The organism is Bradyrhizobium sp. STM 3843 (assembly GCF_000239815.1).
Lineage (GTDB): Bacteria > Pseudomonadota > Alphaproteobacteria > Rhizobiales > Xanthobacteraceae > Bradyrhizobium.
Genome location: NZ_CAFK01000312.1, coordinates 1 through 16,407, shown reverse-complemented (window position 1 = coordinate 16,407; position 16,407 = coordinate 1). Strand labels below are relative to the sequence as shown.

13 protein-coding genes are annotated in these 16,407 nt (G+C 64.2%); 5 read left to right on the top strand and 8 right to left on the bottom strand.

The window, feature by feature from the left end:
* Positions 1–4 precede the first annotated feature (4 nt).
* Positions 5–850 (top strand): methyltransferase domain-containing protein, encoded by an 846-nt coding sequence (locus BRAS3843_RS33450; RefSeq protein WP_008973656.1) that lies wholly within the window; start codon positions 5–7, stop codon positions 848–850.
* Between the two features lie 164 nt (positions 851–1,014).
* Here BRAS3843_RS33450 and BRAS3843_RS33445 read toward each other — a convergent pair whose 3' ends face one another.
* Positions 1,015–1,425 (bottom strand): (deoxy)nucleoside triphosphate pyrophosphohydrolase, encoded by a 411-nt coding sequence (locus BRAS3843_RS33445; protein WP_008973655.1) that lies wholly within the window; start codon positions 1,423–1,425, stop codon positions 1,015–1,017.
* A 189-nt stretch (positions 1,426–1,614) separates the two neighbouring features.
* On the opposite strand from BRAS3843_RS33445, the gene BRAS3843_RS33440 reads away from it, so the two are divergent.
* Positions 1,615–2,961 carry a TadE/TadG family type IV pilus assembly protein gene (locus BRAS3843_RS33440; RefSeq protein WP_008973654.1) on the top strand — a complete coding sequence of 449 codons (1,347 nt, stop codon included), beginning with the start codon at positions 1,615–1,617 and terminating at the stop codon, positions 2,959–2,961.
* Positions 2,962–3,066: 105 nt separating this feature from the next.
* Entirely contained in the window at positions 3,067–3,450 is a 384-nt protein-coding gene (locus tag BRAS3843_RS33435; protein WP_008973653.1) for a hypothetical protein, read from the top strand.
* 2 nt (positions 3,451–3,452) lie between these two features.
* Here the strand turns inward: BRAS3843_RS33435 and argJ are convergent, their stop codons facing one another.
* From argJ to BRAS3843_RS33420, 3 genes are all read right to left on the bottom strand, one after another.
* Positions 3,453–4,694 (bottom strand): bifunctional glutamate N-acetyltransferase/amino-acid acetyltransferase ArgJ, encoded by a 1,242-nt coding sequence (argJ, locus tag BRAS3843_RS33430; protein ID WP_035983658.1) that lies wholly within the window; start codon positions 4,692–4,694, stop codon positions 3,453–3,455.
* A 264-nt stretch (positions 4,695–4,958) separates the two neighbouring features.
* A complete protein-coding gene (locus BRAS3843_RS33425; RefSeq protein WP_008973651.1) occupies positions 4,959–5,390 on the bottom strand; it encodes a helix-turn-helix domain-containing protein in 432 nt (143 codons plus the stop codon).
* Positions 5,391–6,015: 625 nt separating this feature from the next.
* Positions 6,016–6,903, bottom strand: a complete 888-nt coding sequence (locus BRAS3843_RS33420) for a peptidylprolyl isomerase (RefSeq protein WP_085967063.1) — start codon at positions 6,901–6,903, stop codon at positions 6,016–6,018.
* 386 nt (positions 6,904–7,289) lie between these two features.
* On the opposite strand from BRAS3843_RS33420, the gene secA reads away from it, so the two are divergent.
* Positions 7,290–10,136 (top strand): preprotein translocase subunit SecA, encoded by a 2,847-nt coding sequence (secA, locus tag BRAS3843_RS33415; RefSeq protein ID WP_008973648.1) that lies wholly within the window; start codon positions 7,290–7,292, stop codon positions 10,134–10,136.
* 321 nt (positions 10,137–10,457) lie between these two features.
* Entirely contained in the window at positions 10,458–10,982 is a 525-nt protein-coding gene (locus tag BRAS3843_RS33410; RefSeq protein ID WP_008973646.1) for a Spy/CpxP family protein refolding chaperone, read from the top strand.
* A 24-nt stretch (positions 10,983–11,006) separates the two neighbouring features.
* Here the strand turns inward: BRAS3843_RS33410 and BRAS3843_RS33405 are convergent, their stop codons facing one another.
* The 4 genes from BRAS3843_RS33405 to BRAS3843_RS33390 all read right to left on the bottom strand — a co-directional run.
* Complete coding sequence (locus BRAS3843_RS33405; protein ID WP_008973645.1) at positions 11,007–12,122, bottom strand: glycoside hydrolase family 3 N-terminal domain-containing protein; 1,116 nt, start codon at positions 12,120–12,122, stop codon at positions 11,007–11,009.
* Between the two features lie 224 nt (positions 12,123–12,346).
* A complete protein-coding gene (locus tag BRAS3843_RS33400; protein WP_008973644.1) occupies positions 12,347–13,645 on the bottom strand; it encodes a flavin-dependent oxidoreductase in 1,299 nt (432 codons plus the stop codon).
* 280 nt (positions 13,646–13,925) lie between these two features.
* Positions 13,926–15,836, bottom strand: coding sequence for an acyl-CoA synthetase (locus BRAS3843_RS33395; protein ID WP_008973643.1), 1,911 nt, complete (start codon positions 15,834–15,836; stop codon positions 13,926–13,928).
* Positions 15,837–16,078: 242 nt separating this feature from the next.
* On the bottom strand, positions 16,079–16,407 hold a 329-nt coding region (locus BRAS3843_RS33390), incomplete at its 5' end, for a MarR family transcriptional regulator (protein ID WP_035983655.1).

Sequence of the window (16,407 nt, the reverse complement as noted above, 5' to 3'; positions counted from 1 at the left end):
CATGATGACCAGCTCCAGTTCGGCGCCCATCCTGTTCGACCGCGCGCTGCTCGCCGCGCGCCAGCGGCGCGTTGCGGGCGCGCCGGAGACATTTCTGATGGAGCGGGTCGTCGAGGACATGGCCGACCGTCTGCTGGCGGTAAACCGCCGTTTCACCGCCGTGGCCGACATCTGGACGCCGGGCGGCCTGCGGGCGCCGTTTGTCGAGGGGTTTGCCAAATTCACCAAACTGGCGGCGCCGGATACGGCGCGCGAGGAGCTCGGGCTTGCGCCGAATTCGCTCGATCTCGCACTGTCGGCGCTCGCCTTTCAATTCGTGAACGACCTGCCCGGCGTGCTGGCGCAGATTCGTCGCGCCCTGCGGCCGGACGGTCTGTTGCTCGCCGCGATGATTGGCGGTGACAGCCTGACCGAGTTGCGGCAGAGCTTCGCTGCGGCGGAAGCCGAATGCGAGGGCGGGGTGTCGCCCAGGGTGGCGCCGTTTGCCGATTTGCGCGACATCGGCGGCCTGCTGCAGCGCGCGGGGTTTGCGCTGCCGGTCACCGATGTCGATCGCGTGGTGGTGCGCTATGGCAACGCGTTCGGTCTGATGCAGGATCTCAGGCGCATGGGCGCCACCAACAGCCTGATCGAGCGCCGCCGCGCGCCAACCCGCCGCACCACGCTGCTGCGGATGGCCGAGATCTATGCCGAGCGCTTCGCCGATCCGGACGGCCGCATCCGCGCCACCTTCGATATCATCTGGATCTCCGGCTGGGCGCCGCATGAGAGCCAGCAGACCCCGCTGAAGCCAGGCTCGGCAAGCGCGAGCCTGGAGGATGCGGTGAAACGGGCGAAGAAGGACGACTAGCCTCGAGCTGTCATCGCCGGGCTTGATTCGCCCGCGGCGCCGAAGCCCCTTCGCCGCGGCGAAGGCCCGGTGATCCAGCGATTTCGATGCAGGATTCTAGCTGGTGGATGGATGCCCGGGTCAAGCCCCGGGTATGACGACCGAACAGGCCGCGACATTCAGCCTCACAGCAACAGATCGAGCAGGTGCGGAATCAGCGGAATGTCGGCCGGCGGCATCGGATAGTCGCGCAATTTGCTCGCCCGCACCCAGGCAAGCTGCTGGCCCTCGCGCGCCGCGACCTGTCCGTCCCAGCGCCGGCAGATATAAAGCGGCATCAGCAGATGAAAGGTCTCATAGGCATGGCTTGCAAAGGTCAGTGGCGCGAGGCAGGGCTCGCTCACGCTGATGCCGAGCTCCTCATGCAGCTCACGGATCAATGTGGCTTCCGGCCGCTCGCCGGGTTCGATCTTTCCGCCCGGAAATTCCCAAAGGCCCGCAAGCGTCTTGCCGGGCGGCCGCTGCGCCAGCAGCACGCGCTTGTCGGCATCGATCAGCGCGCAGGCGACCACGAGGGTGAGCTTGAGGTCGGTCATCGTCGAAATGCCTGTGATTCGAGCTGGGAAAGCTGCAGTCGCGCTGCATGGATTACCGTTCTTGGGCCGGACCACAGGGTCTTATTTCTACGATCGGAATAAGCCAAGTTTAATTTATTTCCGTGCATTTCTGCGGGGCTTCCTGTCACCGACGCATGTCCGCCAGGCATTGTCCCGAGGCATTGTCCCATGAGTGCTTTGTCCAATCTGCTCGCCCGTTTTAGCCGCGATACCAGGGCGAATATTGCGGTCACCTTCGCCATCGTCTGTGTGCCGCTGATCTCGGCCGTTGGCTGCGGCGTCGACTACAGCCGCGCCAACCAGATCCGGGCCAAGCTGCAGGCCGCCGTCGATGCTGCGTCGGTCGGCGCCGTAGCCCGGACCTCGCCCGCCTTCATCGCCGCGGGCGCGATGAGCGCGGACGGCACGATCGACGTGGGCAACATGGATGCCCAGAATATCTTCAACGGCAATATCGCCGGCAGCGGCGGCTACACGCTGACCAGCCTGACGCCTTTGGTGCAGAAGAAGGGGGCGATCGTCACGGCCACGGTGTCGTATACGGCGACCGTGCCGACCATGTTCATGAATGTGGTCGGGATCAGGTCGTTGACCATGAACGGCTCCTCGACCGCCACGGCGACGATGCCGAAATATATCGACTTCTATCTGCTGCTGGACAACTCGCCGTCAATGGGTGTGGCGGCAACTCCGGCCGATGTCACCAAGATGGTGAGCAACACGTCGGACAAATGCGCATTCGCCTGTCACGACTACAACAACGCCAACAACTATTACAATCTCGCCAAGACGCTCGGGGTGACCACCCGGATCGACGTGTTGCGCAGTGCCACCCAGCAGCTGATGGATACGGCGGCACAGACCGAGGTCTATCAGGACCAGTTCCGGATGGCGATCTACGATTTCGGCGCATCCTCGAAGACGATCGGGCTGCGGGCGCTGTTCAACCTGTCGGCGAGCCTGTCGAATGCCAAGACGGCGGCCGGCGGCATCGACCTGATGGGGGTCTACGGCAACAACGACGCCTACACGGCCGACAAGGATACCCAGTTCAGCACTGTCTTTCCCGCGATCAACGGCCAGATCGCGAACCCGGGCGACGGCACCACGGGCTCGCCACTGAAATACCTGTTCTTCGTCTCCGACGGCGTTGCTGACGAGAGCAACACCGGTTGCCTGAAGACGATGAAGAACGCGACCTTCGGCAACATTTCGCCGCGCTGCCAGTCGCCGATCAATCCCGCGCTGTGCAAGACCTTGAAGGAACGCGGCATCAAGATCGCGGTGCTCTACACCACTTATCTGCAGCTGCCGACCAACAGCTGGTACATGGCCTGGATCGACCCCTTCAACAAGGGACCGTTCGGTCCGTCACCCAACAGCGAGATCGCGCAGAACATGCAGGCCTGCGCCTCGGACGGATTCTATTTCGAGGTCTCGCCGACACAGGGCATCTCGGACGCGATGAATGCGCTGTTCAAGAAGGCGGTCGCCGACGCACGGATAAGCGGTTGAGGTCCATTCGGGCTGAACAACTTCATGGATGTATTGATCGAAGGCTCGACCTGAGGTCTAATATGCTCGCGCGCGCGTGCTGAGGTGCGCTGACCGAGAACGGAAATGGGGGGCAGCGTGATCAGGGCGACTGGATTGTCATGCGTTCTATTGGCTGCGATCGGCAGCCAGGCGTCAGCCAGCGTCTGCGTCGTGCCAAAATACAGGACCCTGGCGAACCAGACGGTGCAGGGGAATATGTTCGTCGTCAGCGGCAAGCGCTGCAGCGTGGTCTCGCTGATCACGGCAGGGCCGACCTTCGGTCCCCGCGTGCTGCAGCAGCCGGCCCATGGCAGGATCTCGATCGAGGGCCAGCGGGTCGTCTACGTTTCCCGCCCCGGCTATGTCGGCGAAGACAGTTTCGTGTTCGCCCATGATGGCCTCGACACGCTCAACAAGCCCCGGACGAACACCACCGAGATGCACGTCCAGGTCTCGGAGCACCTCTAGCCTTACGACCGGTAATCGCCGTTGATCGCGACATACTCCTTGGTGAGATCGCAGGTCAGCACGCGGTCGCGGCCCTTGCCGAGCCCGAGGCCCACCTTGATCTGGATCTTCGGCGCCTTCATCGCTTCCGAGACTTCCGTCTCGTCATAGGACGGATCGCGCGCCCCCTTGGAGGCGACGCGGATGCCGTTGAAGGCGATCGACAGCTTGTCGCGATCGGCCGGCTCGCCGGCCTTGCCGACCGCCATCACCACGCGGCCCCAATTGGCGTCCTCGCCGGCGATCGCCGTCTTGACCAGCGGCGAATTGGCGATCGACATCGCGATCCTGCGCGCCGACTGCTTGGTCTTGGCGCCCTCGACGATGATCTCGACCAGCTTGCGCGCGCCTTCGCCGTCGCGGGCGACCTGCTCGGCGAGATCGGCGAGCACCTTGTTGAAGGCTTTGACGAACGCCTTCAGCCGGGGGTCGCTGGCGCGGCTGATCTTCGGTGCGCCGTTGGCTGCGGCCGCACCGGTGGCAAAGGCGAGCAGGGTATCGGAGGTCGAGGTGTCGCCGTCGATCGTCACCGCGTTGAAGGTGTCCTCGACGCCGGCTTTGAGCAGCGCCTGCAGCGCGGGCGCAGTGATCGGCGCATCGGTGAAGATGAAGGACAGCATGGTCGCCATGTCAGGCGCGATCATGCCGGCGCCCTTGGCCATGCCGTTGATCGTCACCTTGGCCTTGCCGAGCTTCACGGTCGCGGTCGCAACTTTCGGGAAGGTGTCGGTGGTCATGATGGCGCGCGCCGCACCCATCCAGTCCTCTGGTGCGGCGGTGCCGGTCAGGCCCTGCAGCACGCCGTCGAACTTGGTGGCATCGAGCGGCTCGCCGATGACCCCGGTCGAGGCCAAAAAAATCTCGTCCTGCTTGCAGCCCACGGCCTTGGCGGCGATCTGCGCGGTCTGCGCCGTCGACTGTTTGCCGGTCTTGCCAGTGAAGGCATTGGCATTGCCGGAATTGACCACCAGCGCGCGGGCCTTGCCGCCCTTGAGCTTGGCGCGGCACCACTCCACCGGTGCGGAGGGGCATTTCGACAGGGTGAACACGCCGGCGACGGTGGTGCCGGGGTCGAGCAGCGCCAGCAGCACGTCGGTGCGGTTCTTGTAGCGGATGCCGGCGGCGGCGGTGGCGAGCGTCACACCCGCGATGGCCGGCATGTCGGGGACGTCGGTTGGGGCGAGCGGAGATACAGCTGAGGACATGAGAGCTTCCGGCGGCAGGTTTGGCGGGAACCGCTCTGTATCACTTCAGTTGTTGCTGTGGGAGAGGGCGCGCGCGACAACATCCACCTTCGTGGGCCGTCCCCAACCATCAGCGGGGTCGATGTCCGCCTGGCGATCTCTGGCATGATCGAGGGCGGGCCGGTCATCAGGCAACACCGCCCCATGCAGCCGAGTGCAATAAGATGGCTCGCGGGCGCGGGGACCGCAACGCGACCGCCACTAATCGTGCCGTCAACAGCGGTGTCAGGCGGGCAACTCCAGCGCCTTCAGCTCATCGGCGGCGGTGATGATCGCGTCCCGAATTTTCAGGAAATAGTCTGCATCGACGCGTGAAACCAACCAGTCGAGCTCGCCCCTGTAGCCGTCCTCTTCCTTTCGGATGACGCCCTCGCTGATCAGCGCATCAAGGCAGCGACGGACGTTGGAGCGCGGCAGGCCGAGACGTTTCGAAAGGCCGGAAGCGGTCGACGGGACCGCGCCCAGATCGTCGGCGATACGGATCGCCAGCGCCACCAGGAGTTCCTCGAACACGGCTCCGATGTGCTTGCGCGGGTAACCGCTGCGCATCGCGACGAAGCTGGCCACGGTCAGACGGGCGATGATCGCCGATTGCCTGTGACGCTTCGCCAATGCTGCATCTGAATTGGTTGGAGTTTCCCCGGCCATTTTCGCCATCTTTTGTTCTGCTTAGAAAGCGTGTTTAACGGGCTCATTCTGCGGTTGTAAAGGAGCGCTGTGTGTTAGCTGGGACGATGCGGGCCGTGCATCGGCGCCTCACTCAGACACTCAGAAATGATACGACCTTTGCGGTTGGCGTGATCTGTCTGGGGCTTTCGCAGGTCGCAATGATCGCGATCGTTCTCTTCTTACGTGACTGCCCGTCTTACGCGCTGTCACGCGCGCGGCCCGCAAGCGCTGCTGTCCTCGTCAACCATTGAGGTCCGGAAAGCCGGGCGCCTGTCGCGCAGCCGGAACGGTTCGCTTCAGGCGATGACTGCAGATTGAGATGACTGCAGACTGAAATGAACTTCGGATTCTTGAAACGGGGCGCCGCTCTGGTGCGGCCACAGCCAGCCTTCGGCGGTGGTTCGGTCGATCGCCCGCTTTTCATTCCCCGGCTGCCCCTGAAAGCAGAGTGGGACACGCCGGCGATGTGGAGGCGGTCGTTCGGCCGCAGCTCGCGCGGTCAGCGATCTCGAACAGCTGGCGGATGGTGACGTCCGGGTGGTAGCGGCCCCGGCTACGCGCCGGGGCGGCATTGTTCATGACGGACTGATGTCTCGCCTCAGCGCAAGCGGGCTTACTTCTTGGCTTCGGTCGGCTTGGCCGCATCCGCCGGCTTGCCGGCATCGGCGGTGCGCTCGATCTTGGCGTCGGCACGCAGCTTGGCGACGTAGTCGGCCTGCGCCTTGCGCGTCACATAGGTCTCGATCTGGCTCTTGACCTGGTCGAACTCCGGCGGCTTCCGGTTGCGCTTCTCTTCGACCTTGATGACGTGCCAGCCGAACTGGGTCTTCACCGGATCGGAGATCTTGCCCGGCTCCAGCGTGAAGGCGACGTTGGCGAATTCCGGCACCATCTGCTCCTTGGTGAAGAAGCCGAGGTCGCCGCCATCGGAGGCGCCGGGGTCCTTGGATTTCTTCTTGGCCAGCTCGGCAAAGTCGGCGCCCTTGTCGAGCTCCGCCTTCACGGCCTTGGCCTCGTCCTCGGTCTCGACCAGGATGTGGCGGGCATGCACTTCCTGCTCGCCGCCGATCTGCTTGGAGGCCTCCTCATAGACCTTCTTCATCGCATCGTCGCTGGTCGCGGCCTTGCCCTCGCTGGCGAGCAGGCTGTCCATCAGCAGACGGTTGCGGGTGAAGGCGAGGCGCTTCTTGAAATCCTCGCTGTCGCCGATCTTCTTGTCCTCGGCCGCCTTGGCGACGAGCTTCATGTCGATCAGGAACGACAGCACGTTGTCGTCGCGGCTCGCCGGGTCCATCTGCGCGAGGCTCGGCCCCAACTCCTCTTCGGCGAGCGCCACGTCGCTCTTGCGGATTTCGGTGCCGTTCACCTTGGCGAGCACTGGATTGGGATCTTCGGCGGCGCGCACGGGACCCGCAATCAGGGTCAATGCGAGACTGCCGGCCAGCGCGGTTGCGAGGCCGAAGCGCAGGCCGGTTTTCGTAACCGGGAACGAGGTGGTCATGGAAAATCCTTCTTGAAGTGAGGCTCGAGAGGGACCTCAAGGCGGCCGGACACTCGCCCAATCGCGCCGCCTTGGCAACGCGAAAAGTCTGTCAATTTCGTGAAATTAGCGACAGGTTAAGGCCGATTTGGTAGGCACGGCGCGCCGTTGACAAGCATGCCCCCCGGCCATATCTCTGCCCCATCGCTTCAAGGGCGATAGCGCTTATTTTACTGCGTTTTTGGCCGTTGAACCTTGGTTGGCTCACATCCCACTCACCCGGCGGTCGCGCCCAGCTCCCAAGCTTGAGCCGGTTGCTGGTGCTGCGGTGCGTCATCATGGGATCATGGCGGACCGGATAGACCCTCTACGGCTGCAACGCAGACCCACATAGGCAGGATTTTCGCATGATCGGCGCGCTCGCCCGCAAGTTTTTCGGCTCCGCCAATGACCGACGGGTCAAGGGTTACCAGGCGCGTGTCAGCGCGATCAACGCGCTCGAGCCGGAGGTGGCGGCGCTGTCGGACGAGGCCCTGAAGGCCCGGACCGACGAGTTCCGGAAAGCCCTCGCCGACGGCAAGACGCTCGACGACCTCCTGGTTCCTGCCTTCGCCACCGTGCGCGAGGCCGCCAAGCGCACCCTCGGCCAGCGCCACTTCGATGTGCAGTTGATCGGCGGCATGGTGCTGCATGAGGGCGACATCGCCGAGATGAAGACCGGCGAAGGCAAGACCCTGGTTGCGACCCTCGCGGTCTATCTCAACGCGCTCGCCGGCAAGGGCGTGCATGTCGTGACCGTCAACGATTACCTCGCCCGCCGCGACGCCGGCTGGATGAGCCAGATCTACGGCTTCCTGGGGCTCACCACGGGCGTCATCGTTCACGGGCTCGACGATGCCGAGCGCAAGGCCGCCTATGCCTGCGACATCACCTACGGCACCAACAACGAATACGGCTTCGACTATCTGCGCGACAACATGAAGTACCGCCTGGAGGACATGGTCCAGCGCGGGCACTACTTCGCGATCGTCGACGAGGTGGACTCCATCCTCATCGACGAAGCGCGCACGCCGTTGATCATCTCCGGTCCGCTCGACGACCGCTCGGACTTCTACAACACCATCGACACCTTCGTGCCGCGGCTCGACAAGTCCGACTACGAGGTCGACGAGAAGCAGCGCACGGTGACGTTGACCGAAGCCGGCATGGAGAAGATCGAGACCTTGCTGCGCGATGCCGGCCTGCTGAAGGGCGAGTCGCTCTACGACGTCGAGAACGTCTCCGTCGTCCATCACATCAACCAGGCGCTGCGCGCCCACACGCTGTTCACCCGCGACAAGGACTACATCGTTCGCGACGGCGAGGTTGTCATCATCGACGAGTTCACCGGACGCATGATGCCGGGCCGCCGCTATTCGGAAGGTCTGCACCAGGCGCTCGAGGCCAAGGAGCATCAGCCGGTCCAGCCGGAGAACCAGACGCTCGCCTCGATCACCTTCCAGAACTACTTCCGCATGTATGAGAAGCTCGCCGGCATGACCGGCACCGCCGCGACCGAGGCCGACGAGCTGTTCGACATCTACAAGCTCGAAGTGGTGGAGATCCCGACCAACCTGCCGGTGGCGCGCCTCGACGAGGATGACGAGGTCTATCGGACCCAGCAGGAGAAATACGCCGCGATCCTGGCCGAGATCGAGCGCGCCAATTCACGGCTGCAGCCGGTGCTGGTCGGCACGGCCTCGATCGAGAAATCGGAAGTGCTGGCGGCCTACCTGAAGCAGCACGGCTACAAGCAGATCGATTTCGGCAGCGAACGTGCGCTCGACAAGCTCTATGCCGCGGCGCGCGCCGGCAAGCCGGCCAAGCTCTTCGCGGTCTTGAACGCGCGCTTCCACGAGCAGGAAGCCTACATCGTGGCCGAGGCCGGCGTGCCCGGCGCGATCACGATCGCGACCAACATGGCGGGACGCGGCACCGACATCAAGCTCGGCGGCTCGCTCGACATGCGGATCCAGCAGGAGACCGCTGGGATCACCGACGAGGCCGAGAAGGCCAAGAAGATCGAGCAGATCAAGGCCGACGTCGAGCGCTTCCGCGAGATCGTGCTGAAGGCCGAGGAAACCGTCGAGGTCGAGCCGGCCAAGGGCTCGAAGGCCGCCAAGACCGTGCAGAAGCCCGGTGGCCTCTACATCATCGGCTCCGAGCGCCATGAATCCCGCCGCATCGACAATCAGCTGCGCGGCCGCTCCGGCCGTCAGGGCGATCCCGGCCGTTCGAAGTTCTTCCTGTCGCTGGAAGACGATCTGATGCGGATCTTCGGCTCCGATCGGCTCGACAGCATGCTGACCCGGCTCGGCCTCAAAGAGGGCGAGGCAATTATCCATCCCTGGATCAACAAGGCGCTCGAGAAGGCGCAGCAGAAGGTCGAGGCGCGCAACTTCGACATCCGCAAGAACCTGCTCAAGTTCGACAACGTCCAGAACGACCAGCGCAAGGTGATCTTCGAGCAGCGCGTCGAACTGATGAAGGACGACAGCGTCGCCGAGACGGTCGCCGACATGCGCCACGCCTTCATCGACGATATCGTCGCCAAGCATGTGCCTGAGCATGTCTATGCCGAGCAGTGGGATGTCGCCGGGCTGAAGGAAGAACTGAAGCGCGTGCTCGACGTCGATCTGCCGGTCGACGAATGGGCCAAGGAAGAGGGCATCGCCGACGAGGAGCTGCTCAACCGCATCGAGAAGCATGTCGACGAGCGGATGGCGGCCAAGGTCGCGCAATGGGGTCCCGACGTGATGCGTTACGTCGAGAAGACGATCCTGTTGCAGACACTGGATCACCTCTGGCGCGAGCATCTGATCATGCTCGACCATCTGCGCCAGGTGATCGGCCTGCGCGGCTATGGCCAGCGCGATCCGCTGCAGGAGTACAAGTCGGAGGCCTTCACGCTGTTCGAGACCATGGTCGCTCATTTGCGCGAGGCGGTCACGGCGCAGCTGATGCGGGTCGAGATCGTGCCGCCGGAGGAGCAGCAGCAGATGCTGCCGCCGATGCAGGTGCATCACGCCGATCCCTCGACCGGCGAGGACGAAATGGCCTTCGCCAACGTCTCGCTGGCACCCGCGGCCAATGCCGCCGTCGCCGAGGCGCGCGACCCGCAGAACCCCTCAAGCTGGGGCAAGGTCGGCCGCAACGAGGACTGCCCCTGCGGCTCCGGCAAGAAGTACAAGCACTGCCACGGCCGCTACGCGTAGCGAAGGCTTTCAAATGCGCTCGTGAGCTCATCGCTCGCCCGCGCATTCGAAGCGATAGCATCGTGGTGCTTGCTGCCGCTCGGCGGCACCACGGGCGGCTTCGCGGCCTCGAAGATGGCTCGCTCGCAATTCGTACCGGCCATGGCTGCCGACGCGACGGCCGGTATGCCATGCAGGATCGGTAACACTTGCTGCTTGCGATCGGATTGATGGCCCTCTGTTCACATTTGCGGGGCTGTCAATTCCTTTGACTTAGGTCAAGCAGCGTCCGACCGCGCGAGCTTTCGGTGCCTCGGGGGCAATCAACCCTGGAGATTACCGATGTTGAAGACAGTCGTGATCGGAACTGCATTCTTCCTTACGGCCTCCTCGATTGCCAACGCGCAATCCTCGCAGACTCCTTCTCCCGCGACTCCGGAACGGCTGAACGCAGCCGACCGGAATACACTCACCGACATGAGGGTTGATCTGGTCAAGGCTGCGTTGCAGCTGACACCTGAGCAGGAGAAATTCTGGCCGGCTGTCGAAAGCGCTATTCGATCCGGCGCCGAGGATCGGAGAGCCCGTATTGCAAAGATCCAGGAGACCGTAGGTGTACGGAACGACGAAAGCCGGATGGAAGCCATGCGCAAGCGTGATCCCATCGCCTTCTTGCAACGACGCTCGCAAGCCTTGGCTCAGCGATCAGCCGATCTGGATAAGCTCGCCGAGGCGTGGCAGCCGCTCTATAATACGTTGAGCCAAGAACAGAGGCAGCGCATGGCGGCCCTCTCGATCTTTGTCCTGCGCGAAATGAGTGACGCCGTTGACCGGCGCCGTGCATTGTCTGAGGACAGCGACGACTGAAGCAAAGCAACTGATCAGGCTCAACTAGCCCTGTGTGCTTCGATCCTCATTTAGCAGCAAGGGGATGTCGGCTCTTTGCAAGGTCTTGTACAGGGCTGACATCCCCCTTCTGCCCTTGCGGCGATGGTGCTCGCTCCAGCGCGACTTCAATTGACTGATGCGCGCAGCCGATCGCTGGATCACGTCTGGCTTGATCTCGCCTGAGCAAGCCGCAAAGGTGAGCGCTCGGTTGATCTCGCGGCCGACGTCGGACGTCTCATCCTCCTCGCTCAGCCGGGTGATGATCATGAGGTCGGCGCCGGCATTGATCGCCGCAACCGCAGCGGCGGACGCCTGCTTTCCGTCGAGAATGGCCTTCATGGCCAGGTCGTCGGTCATGACCACGCCGTCGTAACGGAGCTCTTTCCTGAGCATGCGGTCGATCGCATGGGCTCCGCTTTGGGTGGCGACGTTTCCCCATCTGTTGAAATTCGCGAGGTGCCCGACCATGACGGCGTCGGCCAGCCCCGACCGTATGAGCCGCTTGAACGGCTTCAATTCCTCCAGTGACCAGCTGGCTGTCACATCGGCAATGCCAGCATGACTATCGGCTGTCGATGAGCCATGGCCGGGAAAATGCTTGAGCACTGTAATGATGTTCCGCTTTCGATGCTCCTTGATGAAGGCCGCGGCGTATTTTGCGACCGTGTCGGCGTCGCTTCCAAAGCTGCGTTGTCGCTGCCCGATGATGGGGTTTGCGGGATTCCTGTTGAGGTCGACCACCGGGGCAAGATTTGTATTGAAGTGCAGCGACGAGAGTTTCTCGGCAAGTGATGCGTAGGCCTTGCGCGCCGACCGGACGGAGCCTTCGGCGACGGTCGCTGCCGAGGGGGTCTCCTGCAATCCGATGTTCTTCCCGAGGCGCTCGACCGTGCCGCCTTCGTCGTCGACGGCGATAAAGGGAGGCGTCGCGCATTTGCAGGAGCGGATTCGCTCAATCATTTGCTCGAGGTCTTCCCGCGTTCCGACGTTACGGCCCAGGATGATAACGCCCCCGATCAGGCCATCTTCGAGATCTGCCAGAATTTGCTGAAATCCAGGATCGGACGGCTTGGTGCCGAAGAAGCCGGCCATGATCATTGAGCCGACCCGTCGCGACATCGCGGGCCTATCCGTGCAATCGGCAGCAAATGCACCGTGATCCGACAGGATCAAATACAAGATGGCTAGCAGAAGACGAGAAAATTGACTTCGCACGGCGGCTCGACGCTATTTGGAGGTGGCATTCTCTCTGAGGCAAGTCGCTTGCTCGCGCGTCGGAGCATCCGGGCCTCGATGTGATGTAGACACGGCATCGGGCATCAGCCGATCGTCGGCAGCGCCGCTCAAATCGCGTCAACCGTTCTCACTCTTGCCCCGTCCGCAATCGTGCGCGGCGCGGTGTTGAGCTGCTCGATGGCGAAGCCCGCGGCTTTCTTGTAGCCGGCCATGAAGGCGTCGCGCTCGGCCGGCGGGATCACGTTATCGATATTGGTGAAGGTGCCGCCGCAGCGCTCGTCGACCATGTTCAAAAGCCCGAACGGGCCGGCGCCGCGGTTGCGCAGGATCACCTGCGAGATCGGGCCGCACAGTCTCTCGTCGTAAGCCGCGAGCGCTGCCGGCGTGACGCCGTGATCGAGCATCGCTGCCCCCAGTACGCGCGCATCGACGATGGCCTGGCTGGCGCCATTCGATCCGGTCGGATACATCGCGTGTGCGGCATCGCCGAGCAGCGCCACTGGGCCGTCCACCCAGGTCGGGATCGGATCGCGATCGATCATCGGGTTCTCATAGGCGCTTTCGGCGCCGGCGATCAGCGCGGGCACGTCGAGCCAGTCATAGGTCCAGCCGTCGAAATGGTGGGCAAAGTCGCTGACCGGCACCTGCCTGAACCAGCCGGTCTGCTTCCAGCCTTCCGTATTGTCCATCGTGACTTCGGCGATCCAGTTGATCAGCGCCAACCCCGTCTTCGGATCGGGATGGGAGATCGGATAGATCACGACGCGATGCCGGTGCGTGCCGAGCCCGATAAACGAGGCGCCGGTGCGGATCGGCTTGGCGCGCGTGACGCCGCGCCACATCACCGCACCGCCCCAATGGATCGGCGGCTGGGTCGGATGCATCTCGGCCCTGACAGCAGAGTGGATGCCGTCGGCGCCGATCAGAAGCGCGCCGCGCGCCTTGGAGGTCGAGCCGTCGGCATGCTCGATCAACGCGGTGACCGTGCCATCCGCATTCTTCACATAGGCGTGGACGCGGCTGCCGAGTCGGACCGAGTCACGCCCGGCGCGCTCGATCAGCGTCCGGTAGAGCAGCAGGTGGAAATGGCCGCGATGCACGGCATATTGCGGCCAGTTGTAGCCGGCCGCGAGCCCGCGCGGCTCGGAATAGATGTCGTTGCCGTTCAGCCCGACCAGCGCCCACTCCTTGGCGGGCAGGCCGACCCGGTCGAGATCATCGGCCGAGATGCCGAGGTCGTAGAGCTCGCGCACCGCGTTGGGCTGCAGGTTGATGCCGACGCCGAGCGGGCGCATCTCGCGCACGCCTTCATAGACGACGCAGGGCACCCCGATCTGCTGCAGGGTCAGCGCGGTTGCAAGGCCGCCGATGCCGCCGCCGGCGATGATCACAGGTGTCTCGGTCATGGGCATGGTCCGTCGCGCAGGCTCGAAAGAGGTTCTGGGGAAGGGCTGGATGCGTTGCGATCTCGCGAGGCGGCATGGCGCCGCATCGAGCTTCCCCCGTTTGCATGGCCGGCATTGGCGCCGGTCCTTTGGACCATAGGCCTAGTTCAGGCGGCCGCGCGAGACAAGGGGCGGGACGCCTGCGCTGGCGTGAGCCGCCGGCCGCCATGCTGCCCCGAGCCGGCGCGAGGTCGGCGTCATTCCGCGATCGCTAGGCAATCCTCATCACGACCCCGCGCATTCAGGCATGCACCACCTCATGCCTCAGCACGAACGGCGCAAGCAGCGTGTGCACCTCGTTTTCGACCGCCTCGCGGGCTTCGGTCGGCACGTTGCGCAAGGTCACGGTGGCGAGGCTGCCATGGCTGCCGTGCGGGCCGACCTTCACGCTGCAGTCGATGCCGCGATCGGTGAGCTGCGACAGCACGCCGGTGAAGACGCGCGTGGCGGCGTCCCAGCGCAGCTGCGGCTTGAACACCTTGCCGACGCCGGTCAGCGGCATCGGGTCGACCGGGATGATCTGCACCGGCACGGCGGCGCGCTCCGGCGTGCGCGTGCGCACCCAGTCCTCCAGCTCGCCCGGCTGCACGGACGCGCCCGGCTTGAGCTGCACATAGCCGACCGGCAACTCGCCGGCGTAGGAATCCGGCTGTCCAACCACGGCGGCGAAGCCGACCGCCGGATGCTGAAACAGGATCTCCTCGATCGGCGCCGGATCGATGTTGTGGCCGCCGCGGATCACCAGGTCCTTGGCGCGGCCGGTGATCCAGAGAAAGCCGTCTGCATCGAGTCGGCCGAGATCGCCGGAGTTCACCCAATGGCCGTCGATGAACGCGCCCTTGTTATGGGCGTCGTCGAGATAGCCAGAGAACACGCCAGGCCCGGCCATGATGACAACGCCGATCTCGTCCGGCGCGCAGTCGCGCTCATAGGCACCATTAACGTCGAGCTTGACGATGCGCACCCGCGCGTAAGGCAGCGGCAGCCCGACCGAGCCGAGCCGGATCGGCTGGTCCGGATAGGCCATGGTATGGATGCTGGAGGTCTCGGTCATGCCGTAGACTTCGACGACCGGTAGCTTCAGCTTGTCCTGGATCGCCTGGCCGACTGCGACGGGAATGGCCGAGCCGCCGCCGGCGGCATAGCGCAGGCTGGAGACATCAGCGGTGCCTTGCGGGATCGCCAAGGTTGCCGCCAGCACGGTCGGCACGCTCGACAGCGTCTCGGTCCTGAAGCGTTCGACCAGCCCCCAGATGTTGCGGACGGCGGCCGGATTGCGCCAGCCGGACGGCGACAGCACTACCAGGCAGCCACCCGCGCTGAGGGTCGGCAGCGTCTGGGTCAGCGATCCCCCGACATGAAACAGCGGCATGCCGAACAACAGCGTGGCGCCGGGCTTGGCTTTCAACAGCAGGTTCACACCCCAGGCCTGATAGACCTGATTGCCGTGGCTGTGGCGCACCAGCTTCGGCGTGCCGGTGGTGCCGCCGGTGTGGAAATAGGCGGCGGTGTCGTCGGCGGAGATCTGGCGGCCGCTGACCAGATGATCGGCCGGTTGCGGCGTGATCAGGTCGTTGAAGGCGTAGATGCCATTGGCGGGATCGCCGCCGCCACCATGCACCTGCACGATGGCCTTGAGGTGCGGCAGGCTGCCGCGCACTTTCTCGACCTTCTGCCAGATGTCGGTGCCGGGCAGGGGTCCCAGCGCGACCAACACCTTGGTGCGCGCCGCATTGAGGATCTCCGCGATCTGGTGCGGCTCCAAGAGAGGATTGACGGGGTTGGCGATGCCGGCCGCCTCGGCGCCGAACAGCGTGATGAAGGCCTCGGGCAGCAGCGGCAGCATGAAGCTGATCACGTCGTTGGGGCCGACGCCGAGCGCGTGAAACATGTTGGCGGCTTGCGTCACGCGCCCGATCAGGTCGCGATAGGTGATGACGAGCGGGATGTCCGCCGGATCGGCATTGGGGAGAAACTGGATCGCCGGCGCATCGGGATTGACGGCGGCGCCAAGCCGGATCGCATCATACGTGCTTTGCGCCGCAATACGCTCGGTGTAAGGCACCTGTTCGAACGCGCGGATCTCCGCTGCGGTGGTGAAGCTCGGATAGTCGCTGCCGATCACGCGATCGAGCAGGTGGACGCCCGTCATGGCCTTGATCCTCCCATTGACGTGTTCTTCCCCGGCCGGACCTGTGGCTTGCAGGTCGGCCGCCGGCCGCGCGCGGGCTCTCTGGCCCGTTCGGCGCGATCGGTAGCGTCAACAATGATCGAGGATTTGTCTTGCGTCCATCACCTGTTCGGGCGGTGGCATGATTTGCGGCAGATTAGGCGGCAAGAATGGTGTCGTCCCGGCGAACGCCGGTATGGTGGTCAATATATCGGCTCTAGCAGTCAGCTCGCGGCGTCGATGAGGTTCTCGAGCAGCCGCTTCAGCTCGCCGGTGGCCTTGCCGCCGTAGTTCTCCAGGATGTGCGCCTCTTGGCTCACCGCCAGCGAATTGAGCCGTTTGCACAGCGCGTTGCCGCGGTCGGAGATGAACATCAGGACCTTGCGGCGATCCTCCGCATCCTGCCGGCGATAGACCAGCGAGTCCGACACCATGCGGTCGACCATCTTGGTCAGCGTCGGATGGTTGAGCAGCACGGCGTCCGCGAGCTCGCCCATCGAGTGCCCCTCACCGTCGGATAGCACCTTGAGGATGCGCCATTGCTCCACCGGCA